The following is a 21,350-nucleotide window of genomic DNA, read 5'->3' on the forward strand; positions in this document are numbered from 1 at the left end:
GCCAAACGCATTCATAGAGGTTGCTTCGCCGTGGGCAATCAGGGTGCGAGCAGCATGCCTTCAATCGACCTCAACAGCGACCTGGGCGAGAGCTTCGGCGCATGGAACATGGGCGACGATGCGGCCATGCTTGAAATTGTCAGCAGCGCAAATATCGCCTGCGGGTTCCATGCGGGCGATCCCGCGGGCATCCTCCGGACGCTGCGGGCAGCCGCCCGACGCGGCGTCGCAGTTGGTGCGCATGTCGGCTACCGCGATCTTGCCGGTTTCGGGCGGCGCAACATGGACCCCTCAAGTGAAGAGCTTGTCGGGGACGTAATCTACCAGATCGGAGCCCTCAAAGGACTCGCTGCCGCTGCCGGAACGCGCGTATCCTATGTCAAGCCGCATGGCGCGCTTTACAACACGATTGCCGTCGACGAGCGGCAGGCGAATGACGTCATCACCGCAATACGCAGCACCGATCCGGGCCTCGTGCTGATGGCGCTGGCCGGATCGCCGCTTGTCGAATGGGCGCGCGCCGCCGGCCTCGGCGTGGTCGCTGAGGCCTTCGCGGATCGCGCCTATACTTCGCAGGGCAACCTCGTTTCGCGCCGCGAGAAAGGCGCCGTGCTGCACGATCCGACCGAGATTGCAAAGCGCATGACGGGTATGGTCGGGCAGGGAACGGTTCCTGCCATCGACGGCGGCGTGGTGCGTGTCGACGCCGGCAGCATCTGCGTCCACGGCGACACTCCGCATTCGGTCGAGATCGCGCGACGCCTGCGCGACGGATTGGAAGAAGCGGGGTTTGAGATCAGGTCATTTGCAGGATAGACCCCCGGCAATGGTGAGCGCCGGAGATCAGCCAATCAGGTTCCTGCCGGTCCGTGACGGTTCGGTTCTCGTTGAACTTGAGAACCTGGACCGGGTGCTGGCGCTGGTTTACTCGCTGGAGCGCGATCCTGTCGAGGGCGTTCTGGAGATGATACCGGCAGCGCGTACGGTGCTTGTGACATTCGACATTGAGCGCATTCGTCCCCATGAACTCGCCGCGCAGATTTCGAGCCGCAACCTCGCGCAAGTTCAGCCCGTCGATGGCCCGCTCGTTCAAATCCCCGTGCGCTACGACGGCGAGGACCTTGCCGGGCTGGCGGAGTTGCTCGGCGTGCCGGTGCGCGAGTTCGTGCGGTGGCACACACGCACCGAATACAAGGTGGCCTTCGTGGGCTTCGCGCCCGGCTTTGCCTACCTTTCGTCAGACGATTCCCGGTTCACGGTCCCTCGCCTCGCCACGCCTCGCGTGCGCGTTCCGGCAGGTTCGGTTGCGCTCGCCGGGAATTTCTGCGGCATCTACCCGAAGGACAGTCCGGGCGGCTGGCGGCTTATCGGCTCAACGCCGCTCAAGATGTTCGATCCCGATCGCAATCCGGCGGCACTCCTGCAGCCCGGTTCGCGCGTGCGCTTTATCGACATGGCGCATTCTGCCAGGCACATGGTCATCGACATGAGTAAACCAGCCGCACCAAGGCGGCCTTCGGTAGAAGCGGCCGGTCGCCTGGAAATCCTGTCGACGCTCTTTCCGCTTCTTGTTCAGGATGGGGGACGAGCGGGCCAATCGAGACAAGGCGTCAGCATTTCCGGGGCCGCCGATAAGGCAAGCTACCGGATAGCCAACCGTCTGGTCGGCAATGATCGTGGAGCTCCCGCGCTTGAGATCACGCTTGGACAGGTGCGGCTCAGGGTCCACGGCAAGACATTCATGGCGCTCTCGGGCGCCCCGGCGCCTTTCACTGTGCAGAGGAAGCAAGGAACCACGATGAATGCCGGTCGGCATGAAGTTGTCGCGCTGATGGATGGGGATGTCGTCGCCATTGGTTCGCCCGCCTCGGGATTGCGTTCCTACCTGGCCGTTCGCGGCGGCTTCGAAAGTGCCCTTGTGCTTGGCAGCGCCTCCCGTGACGTGCTGGCGCAGATCGGGCCGCTGCCACTTGTGGCTGGTGCACAAATCGGCATCCTGCCTCCCCCGCGCAATGCCGTTGTTTCGGCAGGCGAACGCGAACCCTTCGCCATGCCCGTCAGCGGCGGCCATGTGAGTCTGGACGTGACGCTCGGTCCGCGCGCCGACTGGTTCACCGAGAAATCCGTCGAGCGCTTCCTGTCAGAGGAATGGACGGTCACCGCAGAATCGAGCAGGACCGGAATCCGGCTCCACGGGCAACCTCTTGAGCGCATTAGCAAGGCAGAGCTGCCCAGCGAAGCCACGGTGCAGGGTGCGATCCAGGTTCCGCTCAGCGGCCAGCCGGTGCTTTTCCTCACCGACCATCCGGTCACGGGCGGCTATCCCGTCATCGCGAACGTCGCAGCGCATCATCTGGACCTCGCGGGGCAGTTGCCGCCCGGAGTGAAACTGCGCTTCAAAAAGCTGCCGTTCCCGCAGAATTGAACTCAAATCTGGAAACTACGTTCTATTGTCTGGACGAATCTGATCGGAGGAACGGACCGATGACACGCCTGACTGCCAAGGATTTTCCGCAGGAACTGCTCGAGCTCTATGATTTCTATGCGCATGGCAAGATCACCAAGCGCGAATTTCTCGATCGCGCCGGCAAGTATGCCGTCGGCGGAATGACCGCCGCGGCGATTCTCGCTTCCCTCAGCCCGGACTACGCGCTGGCGAACCAGGTCGAGTTCACCGATCCAGACATCGTTCCCGAATACATCACCTATCCGTCGCCAAACGGCCACGGCGACGTGCGCGGCTATCTGGTGCGCCCGGCAAAAGCGTCGGGAAAGGTCGCGGCGATCGTTGTCGTGCACGAGAACAGGGGCCTCAATCCCTATATCGAGGATGTCGCCCGCCGCGTTGCGAAGGCGGGCTTCATCGCGCTCGCTCCAGATGGACTGACATCGGTCGGCGGCTATCCCGGCAATGACGAGAAGGGCCGCGAATTGCAGCAGACGGTCGATCCCGAAAAGTTGATGAACGACTTCTTCGCGGCGGTCGAATTTCTGATGAAGGACGACCGCACGACAGGCAAGGTCGGCATCACCGGCTTCTGCTACGGCGGGGGTGTCGCGAACGCTGCCGCGGTCGCCTATCCTGAACTCAGCGCCGCGGTGCCCTTTTACGGCAGGCAGCCAAATTCCGAGGACGTCACCCGCATCCGGGCACCGCTGCTCCTTCACTATGCCGAACTCGACACGCGCATCAACGAAGGCTGGCCGGCGTATGAGGAAGCGCTGAAAGCGGCGGGCAAGACTTACGAGGCCTACATATATCCCGGCGTGAATCACGGCTTCCACAACGACACCACTCCACGTTACGACGAAGGGGCTGCAAAGCTTGCGTGGGATCGAACCGTCGCCTGGTTCGAGAAATATCTGGCGTAGGCGCGCTACGGCATTCGTTCGGCGACCTGACGGGCAATTTCCACCGTCGCTTCCAGCCCGATCTCTCTCGTGGTGATGGTCGCGTTGTCGCCGCCTTTGAAGAGATAGACGACGATATACTGGGCGGGGTTGTCGGACAGGTCGAGCGCCCAGGCATCATCGGCCAACTCGGGAACCGGCACGAACTCGCCGGGCTGGAACTTGTGTTTCTGGGCTTCGATCATGAGATCGAAACGGGCGCGCTCGTCGCCTTCGGCGATGCCATGGCTTTCGGCTGGAAACAGCATCACTTCGACGGTCACTCCCTCGGTGCCGCCCCCCCATGAACAGAATGCGGTGGATGTGTCGGTGCCGCTCGACGCCTTCACAAACATGGGTACGCCGATATAGTTTTCCAGTTCGTGGGACTCGACCAATTTGCAGGCTGGAGCCTCGGCAAGAGCTGTACGTCCAGGCGGTTCACCGCTTCCCGCCAGACTCACGCCGACGAGAATTCCAGCCATTGCGCCGAAACAAACCAAAACCTTCCGCATCCCGCCGAGGTGCAGCTTTTTGGGAACAATTGCAAGTTGCATCCATTGCACCAGTTTGGCTGCGGAAATTTCTGTAGCCGATGGTGCAGCTTGATCAATGGGTGTCGCTTACGTATCAATACAATACATTATATTCTGCTTATATAGAAGAATGCGTTACCGCGTCCTGCGTTTCGTCGGGGCGGAATTGTGGGGAGAAGAATGGCTGAAAGTGCAGGCGTCGGGACAGATGAATCAGCCGTGTTAAAGACGCTCGCGAACCGACCCGAAGAGATTACAGGCTTGCTCAAGGCATTGGCGCACCCGGCGAGGCTCCTGATGGTAGCTGCCCTGGTGCATGGAGAATATTCCGTCGGCGGGCTGGAGGAAAGACTGGGCGTACATCAGCCATCGCTTTCACAGCAATTGGGCGTATTGCGATCAGCCGGCATTGTGGAAACGCGTCGGGAAGCCAAACAGGTATTCTATAGTCTCGCGGACCAGAAAGCCGCGCTGCTCATACAGGCGCTTGCCGAGATCTATTTTGAAAGCTGACGATTGGCTGCGTCTTGCACGACACGGGATTCTTTGCCGCCTAATGTTGCGCTCCTGAGTTCGTCTCGACTGCCTTCAGATGGCGCTCGAAATCCGGCCCCTCCATCAACATCCTGCAACGCGCAAAACGCCCGTCGGCATAGGCGCGAAAATCGTCGGCGGGATTTTTGTTGGCGAGCTGGATCAGGCCCCAAAGTGTCCAGAGAAGATCGCACATAGCCTTGTAGATCACCATGCGGCCCCGCTGCTGAGGTGTAGCCTCTCCTCCGAAATAGGCGGTCAGCATCTCCTCTTCCTGCCACGGCTCGAAGCCGCCTTCAACGGAAAGGTCGCCCAGGTCCCACATCGGGTCGTTCATCCCCGAATATTCCCAATCGACGATCCACATGCGTTCACCCGTGTCGATGAAGTTTTCGCACAGCGGATCGCAATGACACGCCACGACCTCCGATGGATGCGCGGCAAGCGCCGCGCGCACGCGTTCGGCTTCCCGCACCACCTCATGATAGCCCGGAGGCAGGGCGACATCCTTGGTGGACAGGATCCTGAGATAATCGTCGATCATCGAGAACAATTCGAAGCGAAACGGAAACTTCGCCCCCGAACCATGCAGCTTGCTGAACGCTTCGCCGGCGCGCGCTGGAGCGCCTTTCACGGTCTTGAACAAGGTAGGCGTCATCGTGGTTGCGCGGTCGATGAAGCGCGTTACCATCACGCCGCTTCCGGTATCGAAATAGTCGAGCCCAGGCGAGACGTCCGCATTCGCCGCCTCGCGCGCGGCCACTTCCTCATTCGCGCGATTGATATATTCCTCGGTGCCCTTGCCCGGGATGCGCAGGCAATAATCGCCGACCCTGAAAACGAGATTGGTCAGACCGCCCAGTCGCTCCGGTTCACCCCTGCCGACCAGCATCGGGATGACACGGATGGCCTCCTTCGCGAGCAGGATGTCGTCGCTCATGCCTTGAGCCTTTCCATTTTCGGATCATACAGCACACGCGGGCCGCGCACCGCCCGATAGGCCTTGCCGAAGGCCTCGATCTCGAAGGAGGTTTCCTCCGCCAGCGATACCGGCAGGTAGCCGAAAGCGATTGTCCTGCCGAGCGTGTAGCCATAGCCGGTCGAGGCGGTGGAGCCGACGACCTCGCCGCCGGACAGGATCGCCTCGCCGCCGTGGAACGGCGCGAAGCCCTCGACGGTGAACGAACAGAGCTTGCGCTGCACGCCATCCGACTTGATCGTGCGTAGCGCCTCACGCCCGCGAAACTCACCCTTGTCGAGCGCGACAGCGAAGCCAAGCCCTGCCTCATAGGGATTGTAGTCGGGCGTGATGTCGCCGGACCAATAAAGGTAACCCTTTTCGAGGCGGCAAGCCTCGATGGCGCGATAGCCCGCGTCGGCAATCCCGAACGGTTCGCCCGCTTCCTTCAGCGTGTCGTAGACATGCGGCGCGAACTCCTGGGAAATGTAAAGCTCCCAGCCCAGTTCACCCACATAGCCGACACGCACGGCGAGCGCTGTCGCATCGCTCACTTCGATCCGCCGTGCTGTGAGGAACGGAAATGCTTCATTCGACAGATCATCATCGCTCACGGATTGCAGGATATCCCGCGATTTCGGGCCGCAAATGTTGATGACCGCGTATTGGTTCGTGATGTCTCGAACCGTCACGCCTTCGGGCAACTGCCTTTCGATCCAGTTGCGGTCGCGCACCCCGAAGCCCGACCCGGTGATGAGCCAGAGCAGGTCAGCGGCAAGGTGGAGAATGGTGACATCGGCCTCGATGCCGCCATTGTCGTTGCAGAGCTGGGTATAGATGGCGCGGCCGCCCGCGCCGCCGAGTTCGTTCGCCGCAATCCGCTGCATGGCCTCCAGCGCGTGCTTTCCCGAAATCTCGAACTTCGAGAAGGATGTCTGGTCGATCAGCACGGCGCGTTCGCGGATCGCCTTGACTTCGCCGCCCACCGCATCGAACCAGCCGGGCTTGCCCTCGAAACTGCCGAGTTCCACGGCCTCGCTGCCCGGCAGTGAAAACCAGTTCGGCCTTTCCCAGCCGAATTTGGAGCCGAACACCGCGCCGTTGCGGCGCAATTGCTCATGCAGAGGCGAGCGCCGCAGGCCGCGACCGGCATGCGCTTCCTCCGCCGGCCAATGAATCTTGTAATAGGCGCCATACGCCTCGATCGCGCGCTGTTCGAGATAGCGGCCCTGTGCATGCAACGGCCCGAAGCGGCGCGTGTCGAATGGCCACAAATCCATGCCCGCGTCGCCGTGCAGGATCATGTTGGACAGCGCCAGCCCCGCGCCTCCCGATGCCGCGATGCCCGCCGTAAAGCCGCAGCCGGTATAGTAATTGTCAAGTTCCGGCACGAGGCCGATGATCGGCTCGCCGTCATAGGAAACCGGGATCGGCCCGTTGATGACGGTCTGTATGCCGATTTCGTTCAGAACCGGCAGGCGGTCGGCCGCGGGAAGCGCAAAAAGCTCCAACCTGTCCATGTTCGGCTCGAACAGTTCGCGCCCGAAATCGAGCGGCGGCTTGCCGCGCCAGCAGCCCTTGCTGCCGTCCTCCCAGCCGCCGATGGCAAAGCTGCCCGTGTCCGGCTTGAGGTAGAAATTATTGTCCGGGTCGCGCAGCGTGGTCAGGTCGGGATCGAGCGTCAGCTTCTTCTCGGTGAGGAAATACTGATGCTCGACAATGCCTGCCGCCAGCGAAACACCCGCCATCTCTCCGACGCGCTTTGCCCAAAGTCCCGCGCAATTGACCAGAATATCGCAGGCGATGTTCCCGGCATTGGTGACCACGCCCAGCACTCTTCGGCCATCGAGCGCAATTTCCTCGACGCACACGCCTTCCTCGATCTTCGCGCCATATTGCCGCGCGCCCTTCGCATAGGCCATGGTCAGCGAATACGGGTCGATATAGCCGTCCCCGGGAATATAGGCCGCGCCTTCGATCCCATCCTCGACGATGAAGGGAAAGAGCTTCTTCGCCTCGGCAGGCGTCAGCGCATGGCACTCCACGCCGAAGCTTTTTGCCTGTCCCATGGAGCGCCGGATTTCGCTCCAGCGGTCGCGGCTCCCGGCAAGGCGCAGCGAACCCACCTTCTTCCAGGAAATGGCCTGTCCGGTTTCTTCCTCCAGCCTGTCGAACACGGCGACGGAGTTTTGCATCAACCGGGTCAGGTTGCGTTTGGAGCGAAGCTGACCCACGAGTCCCGCCGCATGCCAGGTGCAGCCATGGGTCAGTTGCGCCTTCTCGACGAGCAGCACGTCCTTCGCGCCGTCGCGCGCCAGATGATAGGCGAGCGACGTGCCGATCGCTCCCCCGCCGATAATCAGAATGTGAACATGCCGGTCGGCGTGGAACGTCACGATTTCACCTTTTCGGCTGCGGGATCATAGAGCGGTTCGATATGGATCTTTGCCGGCACATTGCGCATCGCAACCACCAGCTCATATTTGCCCGAGGCCAGCCACTCATCGGCCACACCGTCGCTGTTGCGCACATAGCCGAGGCCGATATTGCGCCCAACGGTATAGCCATAGCCTCCGCTTGTGAGATAGCCGACCGGCTGGCCGTCGCGCAGGATCGTCTCGCGCCCGAGCAGCACGATATCCGGATCCTCGACGGTGAAGGTCGCAAGTTGTTTCTGAAGCGGTTTCCCCACGGTATTTTCCAGAGCGCGACGTCCGAGAAAATCGACGTTCTTGCGCAGCTTCACCGCCCAGCCCAACCCCGCTTCGAGCGGCGTATCGTTGGCGGTGATGTCGGAACTCCATGCCCGATAGCCCTTTTCAAGCCGCAAGGATTCAATCGCCCTGTAGCCCGCGAGCCTGATGCCGAACTCTTCGCCTGCCTTCATCAGCGCGTCGAACACATCGCCCGTGGCTTCGATGGGGATATGCAGTTCCCAGCCCAGTTCGCCGACATAGGTGATGCGCAGCGCCCGTACGGTCGCTCCTGCAATTCCGATCTCGCGCACATGACCGAAGGGAAACGCTTCGTTCGACACGTCGGCATCCGTGACGCTTGCCAGCACGTCACGCGCTTTGGGGCCCATCAGCGACAGCGTGCCGAATCGTTCGGTCACATCCGTCAGCGTGGCATCGAACGCGGGATCGACATGATCCGCGATCCACGCCAGATCATGTGTGCGAAAGCCGGTGCCCGTGACAATGTAGAAATGATCTTCGGCCAGCCGCGCCACGGTCAGGTCGGCCTCTATGCCGCCGCGTGTGTTCAGCAGCTGTGTGTAGGTCAGCCGCCCCGCCGGTTTGGACACGTCATTGGCGCAGATCCAGTCCAGCGCCTTCTGGGCGTCGGCACCCTTCATCTCGTATTTCGCGAAGGAAGATTGATCGAACAGGCCGACGGCCTCGCGCACATGGCGATGCTCCTTGCCCACCGTGTCGAACCAGTTCTGTCGACCCATCGAATAGATGTCCCTGGCTTCCTCGCCCTCGCGAGCAAACCAGTTGGGCCGCTCCCAGCCGAGCTTGGAACCGAACACAGCGCGGCGCGCCTTCAGCCTCTCATAGAGGGGCGAGACGATGGCCGGACGACCGGACTCATATTCCTCGTGCGGGAAACCGATCGTATAGTGCTTGCCATAGGCCTCCAGCGTCCGGTCCTTCACCCATTGCCGGTCGCGGTGCAGGCCGGAGAAGCGGCGAATATCGACCACCCACAGGTCGAGCGGCGCCTCGCCATCGATGGCCCATTGCGCCAGCGCCCAACCCGCACCGCCGCCTGACGCGATGCCGAATGCATTGAACCCTGCGCCGACGAACATGTTGGCGCATTCCGGTGCGCTGCCGAGAATGAAATTCCCGTCCGGGGTGAAACTTTCAGGCCCGTTGATCATCTGCTTGACGCCCACGCGCTCAAGCGCCGGAACACGCGCAATGGCCTGGGTCATGTGCTGCTCGAAATGGTCGTAATCGTCGTCGAACAGGCGGAACTCCCAGTCGTTCGGCACGTCGCCGCCTGAAAGGCCGGTCTCCCACGGCTGCGGGTTCGGCTCATAGCCGCCCATCACCAGCCCGCCGACTTCCTCCTTGAAATAGGTCCGCCTGTCGGGATCGCGGATCGTTGGCGCATTGCTCGACAGCCCATCTATCTTCTCGGTGATGATGTATTGGTGCTTCACCGGTTGAAGTGGAACGTTGATCCCCGCCATTGCGCCCACCTGCCGCGCCCACTGCCCGGCGCAGTTCACGACGATCTCGCAGGCGATATCTCCCTGCGTCGTCTGGACTGCGGTGATGCGTTGCCCGTCCATAAGAAAGCCGGTGACGCGAACGTCCTCGACTATTTTCGCTCCATGCAAGCGCGCTCCCTTGGCGAGCGATTGCGCGATGTCGGAAGGGTTGGCCTGTCCATCTGTCGGCAGCCACGACGCCCCGACGAGGTCGGGCGTATCCATCAGCGGCCACATCTTCTTCACCTCCTCGGGCGAAACCAGATGCATCTCCATGCCGAAGCTCCGGGCGGTCGTGGCCAGCCGCTTGAACTCCGTCCAACGATCCTCGTTGGTGGCGAGCCGCAGGCAGCCGGTCATTTTCCAGCCGGTCGCAAGCCCGGTTTCCTCATCCAGCCGCTTGTAGAGATCGACCGAATATTTCAGCACGCGCGTGATCGATGCCGACGACCGCAATTGCCCGACAAGCCCGGCGGCATGCCACGTCGAGCCTGAGGTGAGCTTGCCCTGCTCGAGCAGCACAACCTCCGCCTTGTGGTCCCGCGCCAGATGATAGGCCGTCGAGCAGCCGATGATGCCGCCGCCGATCACGACGATGCGGGCATGGGATGGCAGGGTCATTGGGACGTCTCCCCGGTCAGGATCAGTGTTCTTGTCATTGCAGGCCGAGCCTGGTCTTGGTGCGCGCCGCGCCGGCTGCGATCAGCCGGTCGGCGATGATGGCGATGAAAGCGACCGCAAGGCCCGCGACAAGCCCGCGCCCGGTATCGGCCTTGGTGAGTGCGATATAGACTTCCTGCCCGAGGTCGCGCGTGCCGACCAGCGCGGTGATCACCAGCATCGAGAGCGCGAACATGATGGTCTGGTTGATGCCGAGCATGATGTCCGGCAGAGCAAGCTTGAGCTTGATCTTGGTCAGCAATTGCCACCGCGTACATCCCATCGCCCTGCCCGCCTCGGTGAGGCGCGGATCGACCTTTCGCAGCCCGAGCGCTGTGTAACGGATCGCCGGCGCAATCGCGTAGGCCACCACGGCGAGCATGGCGGTGAAATCGCCGACCCGAAACAGCATGACGGCGGGCATGAGGTAAACGAAGGAAGGCAGCGTCTGCAACGTGTCGATGACGGCCTGCACGACGCGCCAGAGCTGCCTGCGCTCAGCCGACACGATGCCGATGGGTATGCCGATCAGCGCGGCGATCACCACCGACACGCCGCAGAGATAGACGGTGATCATCGCCTTTTCCCATTGGCCGGTCGCGGCGATGAGAAAGGCCAGTGCCGCGACAAGAAGCGCGAGCCGATGCCCCCCCAGCCGCCATCCGGTATAGGCCAGCAGGCCGATCACGCCGAGCCAAGGCAAGCCGCCGAGCAGCCGTTTGAACGGGATCAGCACATTCAACAGCATGGCGTTCTTGATCGCTTCCAGCGTGTCGAAATAGTTCACGTTGATCCATTCGACCGCGCGGCCAATTGCGGTGCCACTGGCAATGGTCATGGCCTGCGGATAGGTCTGAAAGGCGGACAGGCCGAGGCCGAGAATTGCGGTCGAGACGATTATGGCCAGCGCCGAAAGCAGGTATGGATAGCGTGAGAAAAGTCCCTTCCTTGCGGCATCAGCGTGAAAATCGCCCATTTTCAGCGCCATTGCCTGGCTCAGCCGGTCGAGCGCGACGGCCAGCGCCACAATCGCCAGACCGGCCACCAGCCCCGCGCCAATGTCGAGGCGGCGAAGTGCTGCAAGCACGTCGAAGCCCAACCCGCCCGCGCCGATCATCGACGCGATGATGACCATGTTCAGAGACAGCATGATGACCTGGTTGACGCCAACCATCAGGCTGTCGCGTGCGGACGGCACCATGACACGCCACGTCATCTGGCGACGCGTGCAGCCGATCATGCGGCCCAGTTCCTGCACTTCTGACGGCACGCCGCGAAGCGCCAGCACGGTGATGCGCGTCATGGGCGGCATGGCGTAAATGACGGTCGCCACAATCGCCGCTGTCGGGCCGAAGCCGAACAGGAAAAGAATCGGCACGAGATAGGCGAAGACAGGAATGGTCTGCATCAGGTCCAGCACTGGCGTCAGTGCCTTCTCGAAGGGCGGCCAGCGATAGGCTGCAAGGCCGAGCAACAGCCCGCCCACCACGCCGATGGGCGCTGCGACCAGAATGGAGGCCAGCGTCACCATCGCGCTGTTCCACTGGCCGAAAACGGCAAGGAAAAGGAAGCAGCCCGCCGAAAACAGCGCCAGCCGCCAGCCGCCCGCATAGTGGCCGATCATGCCGACGATGGCGATAACGGCGATCCACGACAGCGGCGGCAATATCTGCACCGCGGCCGATCCCTGACCCGACAGGAAGCCCGTCGCCAGCAGGCTGAGCGCGATGCGGTAAGGCACATCCACTACCGCCGCGATGAAGCGCGTCAGTTGCGTGAAGGTGAAGAAGCCGAAGGTCGCGTCGTTCAGGAGCCATTTCAACGCATTGCTGATCCATGCGGCAGCCGGGATGGTCCATGCCTTCGGATAGTCGAACGCCCACTTCGCGACCGGCTCCCCGAACTGCCACAGCAGCACGAAGGCAGCGATCGCGATCAGCCAGCCAATTGCAGACGAGTGGCGGACAAGGGGTGGCGCGCGCATGACGATCTCAGCCCTGCATCAACACATCGACGACATCGGCGCGATGCAACGCGCCGACCGGCTCGCCGCTTTCGTCAAGCACGGTCAACACGTCGACACCGTCCGAGAACCGGGTCGCGGCATCGGCAATCGTCGCCCGCGCTGCAACGGTGGGGCCGCCCGCGCCGCCGACCGGCTTCATCAGCGACGCCGCCTTCAGGACCTTGGCTTTCGCCACGTTGCGCGTGAACGCCGCGACATAGGAATCGGCGGGCTGAAGCACCAGTTCCTCCGGGGTTCCCGCCTGCACGATCATGCCGTCCTTCATGATGGCGATGCGGTCGGCCAGCCTTATGGCCTCGTCGAAGTCATGCGTGATGAAAACGATGGTTTTCTTCAGCACCGATTGCAGGCGGATGAACTCGTCCTGCATTTCGCGGCGGATCAGCGGATCTAGAGCGGAGAACGGCTCGTCGAGGAACCACAGTTCGGGCTCCACCGCCAGCGATCTCGCAATGCCGACGCGCTGCTGCTGGCCGCCGGAAAGCTCGCGCGGGAAAAAGCGCTCGCGCCCCGCAAGCCCCACCAGTTCGATCATCTTTTGCGCGCGGGCCTCGCGCGCCTGCTTGTCCACGCCCTGCACTTCGAGCGGAAAGGCGACGTTGGCGAGCACGCTCAGATGCGGCAGCAGGGCGAAATTCTGGAACACCATGCCCATCTGGTGGCGACGGATTTCGATCATCCGCGCATCGGATGCCGCAAGCAGGTTCTCGCCGTTGAAGATGATTTCGCCGGAGGTCGGCTCGATCAGCCGGGAGAGACATCGAACCAGCGTCGATTTGCCGGAACCCGACAGACCCATGATGACGAAAATCTCGCCGGCGCGGACCCCTAGGTTCACACCCCGCACCGCACCGACGAGACCTGATTTCCCGAGTTCTTCAGGCTCGGGACTGCCCCCTGAAGCGATCAGAAATTCGCGTGCCCCCGACCCGAATATTTTCCAGACATTGCGGCAAACGAGCTTTTCTTCCGCCATTCTTTTTCCGGTCTGCCCGTCTTTGTGTCGGTGGCGCGCAAGCGCGAATTGCGCCCGCCGCAGCCCCCGGCGGCGGGCTCCCCCAAGCTCCTATTTCTTGATCCACTCCGACCAGCGCACTTCGTTTTGGCCCATCCACTCCGCCACCACATCATCGACCGACTTGCCGTCGAGATCGACCTTGGTGATCATTGCGCCCATCTCGTCATTGTCGATGGTGAAGGCCTTGATCGCCTTGTAGGCGCCCGGCCACTTGTCCTTGACGCCTGCCCAGCCGACTTTCCAGATTTCGCCATGCGGCTTGCCGCAATCGTACATGGCATTCGGGTTCGACCCCCAGGCCGGGTCCGAATAGCACTCCTTGGTGTATTCGGGGAACTCGACCCACTCGCCCTTATACTTCGCGGGCGCCCAGTGCGGCGCGTAGATCCACAGCATGATCGGCGCCTTGCGCTGGTAGGCCGATTCAAGCTCGGCGAACAGCGCCGCGTCGGTGCCCGCATGAACCACCTCGAACGGCAGTTCCAGCGCCTCGACGCGCTCGTCATCGAAACCGCCCCATGTCACGGGGCCGCCGAGATAGCGGCCCTTCGGCGCGGTTTCGGCGGTGGAAAACGCCTCGGCGCATTTCTCGTCCTTCAGCGCTTCCCAATTGGGCAGGCCGGGGCACTTCTCCTTCATATATTCAGGATACCACCACTCTTCCTTGGCCTTCATGCCAGTCGGGCCGAAGTTCTCGACCTTGCCGGTCGCGGTCGCGGCGTCCATGGCGTCGCGCCCGGTGGTTTCCCACATTTCCATCGCCACATCGAGGTCGCCGGTCTCCAGTCCCGCGAACTGGGCGAGATAGTCGGCCTGAACGTAGTCGACGCTGTAGCCCGCCTTCTTCAGCACCTCGCCCATGATATGGGTGGTGATGAGCTGGCCGGTCCAGTCATGCAGGGTAAGCTTTATGGGATCAGTGGATTCTTGAGCCGCAGCCGGTCCGCCCAGTATGGCCGCCGACAACGCGACGGCCCCCGCGCAGCCCAGCAAAAAACGCCGTGCCCGATTCATTCGCATTCTCCTCTGGCAGGTATTTTTATTTTTTTGTTTGACGGAGTGTTGCGCGGCATTGGTCCAGCGTCAACAGAATTCTGTGGCATTTCATGGCTTTTTGCCTGATCATGATTCACTTTTTGGGGAATAAGCCGCAGAATCTCTCAACACATGGTGACCGGGCGTGATGCATTCGAAACGACATGGCGAGATCATGCGGCTGTTGCAGGCCGGGGGAACGATCACCGTTTCCGACCTCGCGCGCCAGCTCGGCGTGTCGCTGGAGACGGTGCGGCGCGACGTAAAGCCCCTCGCCGACGAGGGTTCGGTCATCAAGATGCACGGCGCAATCGGCCTGCCGAACCTGACGGGCGAAGCGCCTTTCGAGCGGCGCATGCGCGACAATGCGGACGCCAAGCGCGCGATTGCCCGCCATGCCGCCGCGAAAATCAGTGACGGCGATTCCGTCATGCTGGATACCGGCACCACGACGAGCTACCTGGCGCGTGAGCTTCTCGGCCATCGACGGCTGACGGTGGTTACGAATTCCTCTGACATTGCCCGCACGCTGGCGACTGTGAACGGCAACAAGGTCTACATGGCGGGCGGCGAACTGCGCAGCGACAACGGCGCAGCATTCGGGGTGTCGGCAAACGAGTTCGTGTCGCGTTTCAGCGTGACCCACGCCTTCGTCACGGCAGGCGCAATCGATTCGCGGCTCGGCCTGATGGACTACGATCTCGAAGAGGCGGAGTTCGCACGTATGGTGCTGTCATGCGGCGCACGGACGGCGGTCGTCTCGGATCACACCAAGTTCGGGCGTCACGGGCTTGTGCAGGTGTGCGGCTTCGACGGGTTCGACGAACTCATCACCGACCGCCAGCCGCCCCGCGAGATCGTTTCCGCCATTCAGAATGCAGGCGGCATGCTGACCGTCGCACCGGAATAGTGCGCATTATGATGCTTTTCGATGCTTTCGGCTGCTCATTCTGGAAAAGGCTGTGGTTGCGCGCGCAAATTCCCGCATTTACTTCCTACAGGTTTTACAAAACGACCAGACAGATAGACGCATGGAGAACCTCGCCCGCCATATAAGAAGTGACAAGTCAAGGGTTTTGTGAGATAGCCTCGCGCAGGAAGACAAGTAATGTTGCGATTTCAGTTTGACGAAAAGAAGGGTGTGGAGGCGCTGACCTACGTCGCGTCAAAATGGCCCGGCTTGACCGCGTTCTTCGCGGCAAAGGTGCTTTTCTTCGCTGAGAAGCAGCACCTAAATCGCTATTCACGTCCAATTGTCGGGGACACCTTTATTGCCATGCCGAACGGCCCGGTGCCTTCGACGCTATATGATTTCATCAAAGGCAAGCTCGATCAGGCTGGCGACCCCGATGCGATCATGGCTGCGCTTTTGATCGAGCGCGACCCCTATCCGCGTGTGGCTGCCCAGCGAGAGCCCGACTTGGCTGCGCTGTCGCAGAGCGATTTGGAATGCCTGGACGAAGCGATTGTGTTTTGTCGTGGCCGTGGCTTTGGCGCGTTGTCGGGTTTGACGCATCAGGAGCGCGCTTGGCTCGAAGCGCCCGCCAATGGTCCTATGGACTATGAGCACATGATTGAGGGCGAGGATCGGGAAGTCATCCTCGCCGAGGCACGAGAGTTTGCGAGCTACGGTGTTTTGTGACTGTCGGCCACGTTTACGTCATCTACACGACGCTTGCTCGTCCGCCGAAAGATAAGATCACCGTTTGCATTTGCGCGGCTCAAAACCTCTTCTTCTGGATCAACACGAACCCCCAGCGCCACGGCATCGGGCAGCTTCAGCTCGCCGCCGCCGATCATGGTGCGCTTTCGCACGACTGCTTTCTTGACTGCTCCCGCGTGACGACCTTCGCGCAACACGAGTTGGACGCCGCGCAACATCGTGGCGTTATCTCTTCGGACCTTGCCCGGCGGGTCGTAGAGTTCCTGCAAAGCAACCCGCCAAAGACCTTGCCGCCGCGCTTCGTGAATTTGGCGATCGCGAATCTGTCTGCGCTTTTCTAGCGGCTATAGCTGCCTTCCGGACTGATCCGTTTCCCGCCGATCAACGCGATCATGATGTCCCAAAAGAAATGACGGACGGCATCGCCAAGAATAAGGCCTATCCGCGCGGGCGATTGACCACGATCCACGTCAACCCGAGCGCGAATGCCGGCGGAGTGACAAGCCACAACGCCTTGATCCAGTCGGACAGCGAGACATAGGTGCGGAATAAGTCCTGGAAAACGCTGCATGTGTCCATTGCGACCCCTCTGTGTGATCGGTCACCGAGGGGTCCCAAAGCCCCATATACCCCTCTGGTGACCGGGAGGGTCGTAGACCGTGCAAGTCGGCCGCCCCGGCTTTTAAGCCGCGAAGCTCTGGACATATGCCGGGGCCCCCCCGGCCATGCGACACGAGGAAGTACCGTTCCGGTCGGCACTGACCGCTCACATCGGAGCTACGACGCCCCAAGGTCCAGCCGGACAACCAGACCTGCCGGGGAACATATTCCATGATATTCTAAAATGAAAGTGGCCGTTTCGACTTTCCTATCCGTGCGCCACCATCACATGCCGAACGGCGGTGTAGTCTTCCAGTGCGTAGAGAGACATGTCCTTTCCGTAGCCGGATTGCTTCATGCCGCCATGCGGCATTTCGTTGGTCAGCATGAAATGCGTGTTGATCCATGTGCAGCCATATTGCAGGCGGGCGGCGGCGGCCATGGCGCGCCCGACATCCCGCGTCCAGATCGACGATGCGAGGCCGTAGTCGCTGTCGTTCGCCCATGTCACGGCTTCGTCCACGTCCGAGAACCGCGTGACCGAAACCACCGGGCCGAACACTTCGCGCCGCACGATCTCGTCGTCCTGCAAGGCGCCCGCCACCACGGTCGGCTGGTAGAAGAAGCCGTTGCCCGCGCCCGGCTTGCCGCCGGTCGTGATCTCGACATGCTTCAGTTCGGAGGCCCTTTCCACGAAGCTCGCCACACGGTCCCGCTGGCGGCGCGAAATCAGCGGCCCGATCTCGTTTTCGGTATCGTCGGCCTGATCGAATTTGATGGTCGAGACCGCCGAGGACAGGTCCGCGACGAGCTTGTCGTAGATCTTCCTGCCCGCATAGATGCGGCAGGCGGCGGTGCAATCCTGCCCCGCATTGTAATAGCCGAACGCGCGCAAGCCGCTCACCACGCTCTCCAGGTCGGCGTCGTCGAACACGATCACCGGGGCCTTGCCGCCGAGTTCGAGATGCGTGCGCTTCACGGTTTTCGATGCCGCCTGCATGACCTTCTTGCCGGTCGCGACATCGCCGGTAATGGAAATCATGTTGACCTTGGGATGGTTGATGAGCGCGTTGCCGACGCTTTCGCCACGCCCGAGAATGACGTTCACGACGCCTTCCGGCAGCACCTCGGCCAAAATCCTCGCCAGCTTGAGCGCGGTCAGGGGCGTCTGCTCGGAGGGCTTGAAAACCACAGTGTTGCCGCCCGCGATGGCCGGCGCCAGCTTCCACGCCATCATCATCAGCGGATAGTTCCACGGCGCGATGGAGGCCACGATGCCTATCGCGTCGCGCCGGATCATCGAGGTGAAGCCCGGCAGATATTCGCCTGCCACCGCGCCCGGCAGCGTGCGGACAGCGCCTGCAAAGAATCGATAGCAGTCCACGATGGCCGGAATTTCATCGTTGAGCGCGGCGTTGATGGGCTTGCCGCAATTCAGCGCCTCCAGCTTCGCGAATTCCTCCGCCTCTTTCTCGATGCGGTCGGCGATCTGGAGCAAATAGCCGGAACGCTGTGCGGGCGTGGTCTGCGACCAACTCGCGAACGCCTTTTCCGCCGCCGAAACAGCCGCCTCGATCTGCGCGGGTGATGCTTCCGGCATGTGGAATATGGTTTCGCCCGTCTTTGGATTCAGGATGGGTTCCTCGGTTTCGGTCCCGGCCTCGAACTTCGATCCGATCAGCATTTCGTTGAACATTTCGGAACTCCCTTTCATTCTTATTTGCCGGAACCGGCGACCTGGTCGCCGTCCCGGGTGAGATAGTAAGCGGCGAGGATCGGCAGCAGCGTCACCAGCACGACGACCATCGCCACGACATTCGTGACGGGGCGTTGGCGAGGCCGCACCAGTTCCTCCAGCATCCAGATCGGCAAAGTCTGCTGCTGTCCTGCGGTGAAAGTGGTGACAATCACCTCGTCGAAGGAAAGCGCGAAGGCGAGCATGCCGCCCGCCAGCAGCGCGGTTCCTATGTTCGGCAGCACGATGTAGCGAAAGGTCTGGAAACCGTCCGCGCCAAGATCGTAGGAAGCCTCGATCATCGAGCCGGATGTGCGCCTGAAGCGCGCCACCGCGTTGTTGTAGACAACGACGATGCAGAAGGTCGCATGACCGAGCACGATGGTCCATGTCGAGAACGGAATGTTCATCAGGCTGAAGGCCGACCGCAGCGAGATGCCGGTGATGATGCCCGGCAGCGCAATCGGCAGGATGACCAGCAGCGAGATCGTCTCGCGCCCGAAGAATTTGGAGCGGCTCACCGCTGCCGCGCAAAGCGTGCCGAGAATGATCGCAATCAGCGTCGAGATCGCCGCGACCTTTACCGACAGCGTCAGCGCTTCCCAGACATCGGGGCGGTTCCAGGTCACCGCGAACCATTTCGCCGTGAAGCCGGGCGGCGGCCACTGGTAGCTCTTTTCCTCGGTCGTGAACGCGTAGACGAAGATCAGCAGGATCGGCACATGCAGGAACAGCAGCCCCGCCGCCGCCGCGATCTTCAATCCGACAGGCGCGGTGGTCAGGCGGTCAGAGCGCATGGGTGACTCCCGTAGCGTACCCCTCATCCGCCTGCCGGCACCTTCTCCCACAAGGGGAGAAGGGAAATGTCATACGCGCCGGCTTCAATCGCCAGCGCTCCCGAATTTGCGCGACGTTGCCGAAATCGTCCTTCTCCCCTTGTGGGAGAAGGTGCCGACAGGCGGATGAGGGGTGAACCTCACAGTGCATCGAACGCCCCCAGGCGGCGGGCCATCCAGAGATAGAGGCCCATGACGACGATCGGCACGACGGTGAATGCGGCGGCGAGCGGGATATTCCCCGCCGTGCCCTGCAAAGAATAGACCGCCTGCCCGATGAAATATTGGGAGTTCCCGATGATTTGCGGAATGATGTAATCTCCAAGGGTCAGGGAGAACGTGAAGATCGACCCTGCGACGATCCCCGGCAGCGCGAGCGGAAAAAGCACATTGCGGAAGGTCTGCGCAGGCGACGCGCCAAGGTCTGCCGATGCCTCTATCAGGTTTCCCGGAACACGTTCGAGCGCGGCCTGTATCGGCAGGATCATGAACGGCAGCCAGACATAGACGAACACGATGAACGTGCCGGTGAACGACACGGACAGGGAATTGCCGCCGATGATGGGCAGCGACAGCCAGGCATCCAGCAGCCACTGCAGGTGCAGCTTGCCGAGCGCCCATGTCAGGATGCCCTCCTTGGCGAGAATGAGCTTCCACGCGTAGACCTTGACCAGGTAGCTCGACCAGAGCGGCAGCATGACGCCGAGATAGAACAGCGCCTTCCACTTGCCGCGCGCATAGCGCGCCGCGAAATAGGCGATGGGAAACGCCACGATTGCCGCGGCAACCGTCACCGCCGCCGCCATGACCACCGTGCGGATCATGATGTCCATGTTGGACGGCAGCAGAAGCTCGCCATAGGTCTTGAGCGTGAACTGGCGATTGATCAGGCCGGAAAACTCATCGATCGAAAAGAAGCTTTGCAGCAGCAGGGCGAGCAGCGAGCCGAGATAAACGATGCCGAGCCAGAGCACCGGCGGCGTCAGCATCAGGAAAAGCAGCAGGCGCGGATTGCGCCAGAACGCATCCGACAGCGCGTTCAGCACACCGCCACGGCGCGGCAGTACCGCGCTCCCCGACTGGATGGCGGCGGATGCTGTGCTCATGCCTCGCCGTCCATGAGATGGATCTGCTCGCGATTGAAACTGATAGTCACCCGCTCCCCGGGCTCGGGCAGCGGCTGGCCCGCCGGAATGGTGGCATGCAGCCGCAGGCCGCCGGTGTCGAGCGCAACGCGGGTCGAGGCGCCGAGATAGTTGAGCGCGACCACATCGGCGGGAATGCCGGCCCCGCCGAGTTCGCGCTTCACGCGAATGGATTCCGGTCTCAGGCTTGCCCAGCGACCCTGCCCCGAATGAAGCTTGACGAAATCAGGCGGCAGCACGTTGGACGAGCCGACGAAATCAGCGACGAAGCGCGAAGCGGGCCGCTGATAGATATCGTGCGGGGTGCCGACCTGCATGATCCGGCCATCGTTGAAGACCGCCACGCGGTCGGCCATCGAAAGCGCCTCGCCCTGATCGTGTGTGACGAAGATGAATGTCACGCCGAGCGATTTTTGCAGCAGCTTCAGCTCTTCCTGCATGTTTTCGCGCAGCTTGAGATCGAGCGCGCCGAGCGGCTCGTCCAGCAGCAGCACCTTTGGCCGGTTGACGAGGGCGCGCGCCAACGCCACACGCTGCCGCTGCCCGCCGGAAAGCTGGCCGGGCATGCGCGCGCCGTAGCCGGGGAGGCGCACCAGCGACAGCGCATCCTCGGCTTCCCGCAGGCGCTCGGCGCGGCCAATGCCCTTCACCATCAGGCCGTAAGCGACATTGTCCAGCACGTTGAGGTGCGGAAACAGTGCGTAGTCCTGAAACACGGTGTTTACATTGCGCCGATAGGGCGGAACACCTTCCGCCCGCTCGCCGAATATCGAGATGCTTCCCGAGGTCGGTTGTTCGAACCCCGCGATCAGCCGCAGGCAGGTCGTCTTGCCGGAGCCGGACGGGCCGAGCATTGCAAAGAACTCCCCCGGCTCGATGTCGAGATCGACCGCGTCGACCGCCCTCACCGCGCCGAAATGCCGGGAAACCTTTTGAAATGAAACTGCGGAAACCATGGCGGTTCCTCTTCCAAGCATCCGTAAGCGCGG

Annotated in this window: 19 protein-coding genes; 6 read left to right on the plus strand and 13 right to left on the minus strand. The window is 62.0% G+C overall.

Translation table 11 applies throughout. The annotated features are described in order from the left end of the window. Positions 1-54 precede the first annotated feature (54 nt). The 3 genes from M9924_06115 to M9924_06125 are packed head-to-tail and all read left to right on the plus strand — an operon-like array spanning position 55 to position 3,372. Complete coding sequence (locus tag M9924_06115) at positions 55-816, plus strand: LamB/YcsF family protein (protein ID MCO5063976.1); 762 nt, start codon at positions 55-57, stop codon at positions 814-816. A gap of 10 nt (positions 817-826) precedes the next feature. Further along, positions 827-2,425, plus strand: a complete 1,599-nt coding sequence (locus M9924_06120; GenBank protein ID MCO5063977.1) for an urea amidolyase family protein — start codon at positions 827-829, stop codon at positions 2,423-2,425. Between the two features lie 59 nt (positions 2,426-2,484). Next, on the plus strand, positions 2,485-3,372 hold the full coding sequence (locus M9924_06125; protein ID MCO5063978.1) for a dienelactone hydrolase family protein: 888 nt from the start codon (positions 2,485-2,487) through the stop codon (positions 3,370-3,372). Positions 3,373-3,377: 5 nt separating this feature from the next. Here the strand turns inward: M9924_06125 and M9924_06130 are convergent, their stop codons facing one another. Then, a complete protein-coding gene (locus tag M9924_06130; protein ID MCO5063979.1) occupies positions 3,378-3,956 on the minus strand; it encodes a hypothetical protein in 579 nt (192 codons plus the stop codon). 150 nt (positions 3,957-4,106) lie between these two features. On the opposite strand from M9924_06130, the gene M9924_06135 reads away from it, so the two are divergent. Beyond that, positions 4,107-4,439 carry a metalloregulator ArsR/SmtB family transcription factor gene (locus tag M9924_06135; GenBank protein ID MCO5063980.1) on the plus strand — a complete coding sequence of 111 codons (333 nt, stop codon included), beginning with the start codon at positions 4,107-4,109 and terminating at the stop codon, positions 4,437-4,439. A gap of 40 nt (positions 4,440-4,479) precedes the next feature. Here the strand turns inward: M9924_06135 and M9924_06140 are convergent, their stop codons facing one another. The 6 genes from M9924_06140 to M9924_06165 all read right to left on the minus strand — a co-directional run bounded on the left by M9924_06140 (position 4,480) and on the right by M9924_06165 (position 14,367). Beyond that, positions 4,480-5,400, minus strand: coding sequence for a phosphotransferase family protein (locus tag M9924_06140; protein ID MCO5063981.1), 921 nt, complete (start codon positions 5,398-5,400; stop codon positions 4,480-4,482). Beyond that, on the minus strand, positions 5,397-7,814 hold the full coding sequence (locus M9924_06145) for an FAD-dependent oxidoreductase (GenBank protein ID MCO5063982.1): 2,418 nt from the start codon (positions 7,812-7,814) through the stop codon (positions 5,397-5,399). Before M9924_06145 ends, M9924_06140 begins: the two co-directional genes overlap by 4 nt. Beyond that, a complete protein-coding gene (locus M9924_06150; GenBank protein MCO5063983.1) occupies positions 7,811-10,264 on the minus strand; it encodes an FAD-dependent oxidoreductase in 2,454 nt (817 codons plus the stop codon). The genes M9924_06145 and M9924_06150 overlap by 4 nt, the downstream gene beginning before the upstream one ends. 34 nt (positions 10,265-10,298) lie before the next feature. Continuing rightward, positions 10,299-12,287 carry an ABC transporter permease subunit gene (locus tag M9924_06155; protein ID MCO5063984.1) on the minus strand — a complete coding sequence of 663 codons (1,989 nt, stop codon included), beginning with the start codon at positions 12,285-12,287 and terminating at the stop codon, positions 10,299-10,301. 7 nt (positions 12,288-12,294) lie between these two features. Continuing rightward, positions 12,295-13,305, minus strand: coding sequence for a betaine/proline/choline family ABC transporter ATP-binding protein (locus M9924_06160; GenBank protein MCO5063985.1), 1,011 nt, complete (start codon positions 13,303-13,305; stop codon positions 12,295-12,297). Between the two features lie 90 nt (positions 13,306-13,395). Beyond that, positions 13,396-14,367 carry an ABC transporter substrate-binding protein gene (locus M9924_06165; protein ID MCO5063986.1) on the minus strand — a complete coding sequence of 324 codons (972 nt, stop codon included), beginning with the start codon at positions 14,365-14,367 and terminating at the stop codon, positions 13,396-13,398. Positions 14,368-14,527: 160 nt separating this feature from the next. Between M9924_06165 and M9924_06170 the strand changes: the two genes are divergently transcribed. Together M9924_06170 and M9924_06175 are read left to right on the plus strand one after the other, a co-directional pair. Next, positions 14,528-15,292, plus strand: a complete 765-nt coding sequence (locus tag M9924_06170; GenBank protein MCO5063987.1) for a DeoR/GlpR family DNA-binding transcription regulator — start codon at positions 14,528-14,530, stop codon at positions 15,290-15,292. 198 nt (positions 15,293-15,490) lie between these two features. Then, positions 15,491-16,024 carry a Panacea domain-containing protein gene (locus tag M9924_06175; GenBank protein MCO5063988.1) on the plus strand — a complete coding sequence of 178 codons (534 nt, stop codon included), beginning with the start codon at positions 15,491-15,493 and terminating at the stop codon, positions 16,022-16,024. Here the strand turns inward: M9924_06175 and M9924_06180 are convergent. The 6 genes from M9924_06180 to M9924_06205 form a co-directional block, all read right to left on the minus strand. Further along, positions 16,009-16,314, minus strand: a complete 306-nt coding sequence (locus M9924_06180; protein MCO5063989.1) for a hypothetical protein — start codon at positions 16,312-16,314, stop codon at positions 16,009-16,011. The two genes, M9924_06175 and M9924_06180, sit on opposite strands and share 16 nt — an antisense overlap. Positions 16,315-16,483: 169 nt before the next feature. Continuing rightward, positions 16,484-16,624: a hypothetical protein gene (locus M9924_06185; GenBank protein ID MCO5063990.1), complete on the minus strand. Its 141-nt coding sequence runs from the start codon at positions 16,622-16,624 to the stop codon at positions 16,484-16,486. A 289-nt stretch (positions 16,625-16,913) separates the two neighbouring features. Continuing rightward, positions 16,914-18,341 (minus strand): gamma-aminobutyraldehyde dehydrogenase, encoded by a 1,428-nt coding sequence (locus tag M9924_06190; protein MCO5063991.1) that lies wholly within the window; start codon positions 18,339-18,341, stop codon positions 16,914-16,916. Positions 18,342-18,361: 20 nt separating this feature from the next. Next, entirely contained in the window at positions 18,362-19,177 is an 816-nt protein-coding gene (locus M9924_06195) for an ABC transporter permease (GenBank protein ID MCO5063992.1), read from the minus strand. Positions 19,178-19,356: 179 nt separating this feature from the next. Beyond that, positions 19,357-20,322 (minus strand): ABC transporter permease, encoded by a 966-nt coding sequence (locus M9924_06200; GenBank protein MCO5063993.1) that lies wholly within the window; start codon positions 20,320-20,322, stop codon positions 19,357-19,359. Beyond that, the gene (locus M9924_06205) at positions 20,319-21,317 is read right to left on the minus strand and encodes an ABC transporter ATP-binding protein (protein ID MCO5063994.1); all 999 of its coding nucleotides are present in this window, start codon (positions 21,315-21,317) and stop codon (positions 20,319-20,321) included. Before M9924_06205 ends, M9924_06200 begins: the two co-directional genes overlap by 4 nt. Between the last annotated feature and the right edge of the window lie 33 nt (positions 21,318-21,350).

The organism is Rhizobiaceae bacterium (genome assembly GCA_023953835.1).
In the GTDB taxonomy this organism is placed as follows: domain Bacteria; phylum Pseudomonadota; class Alphaproteobacteria; order Rhizobiales; family Rhizobiaceae; genus Mesorhizobium_G.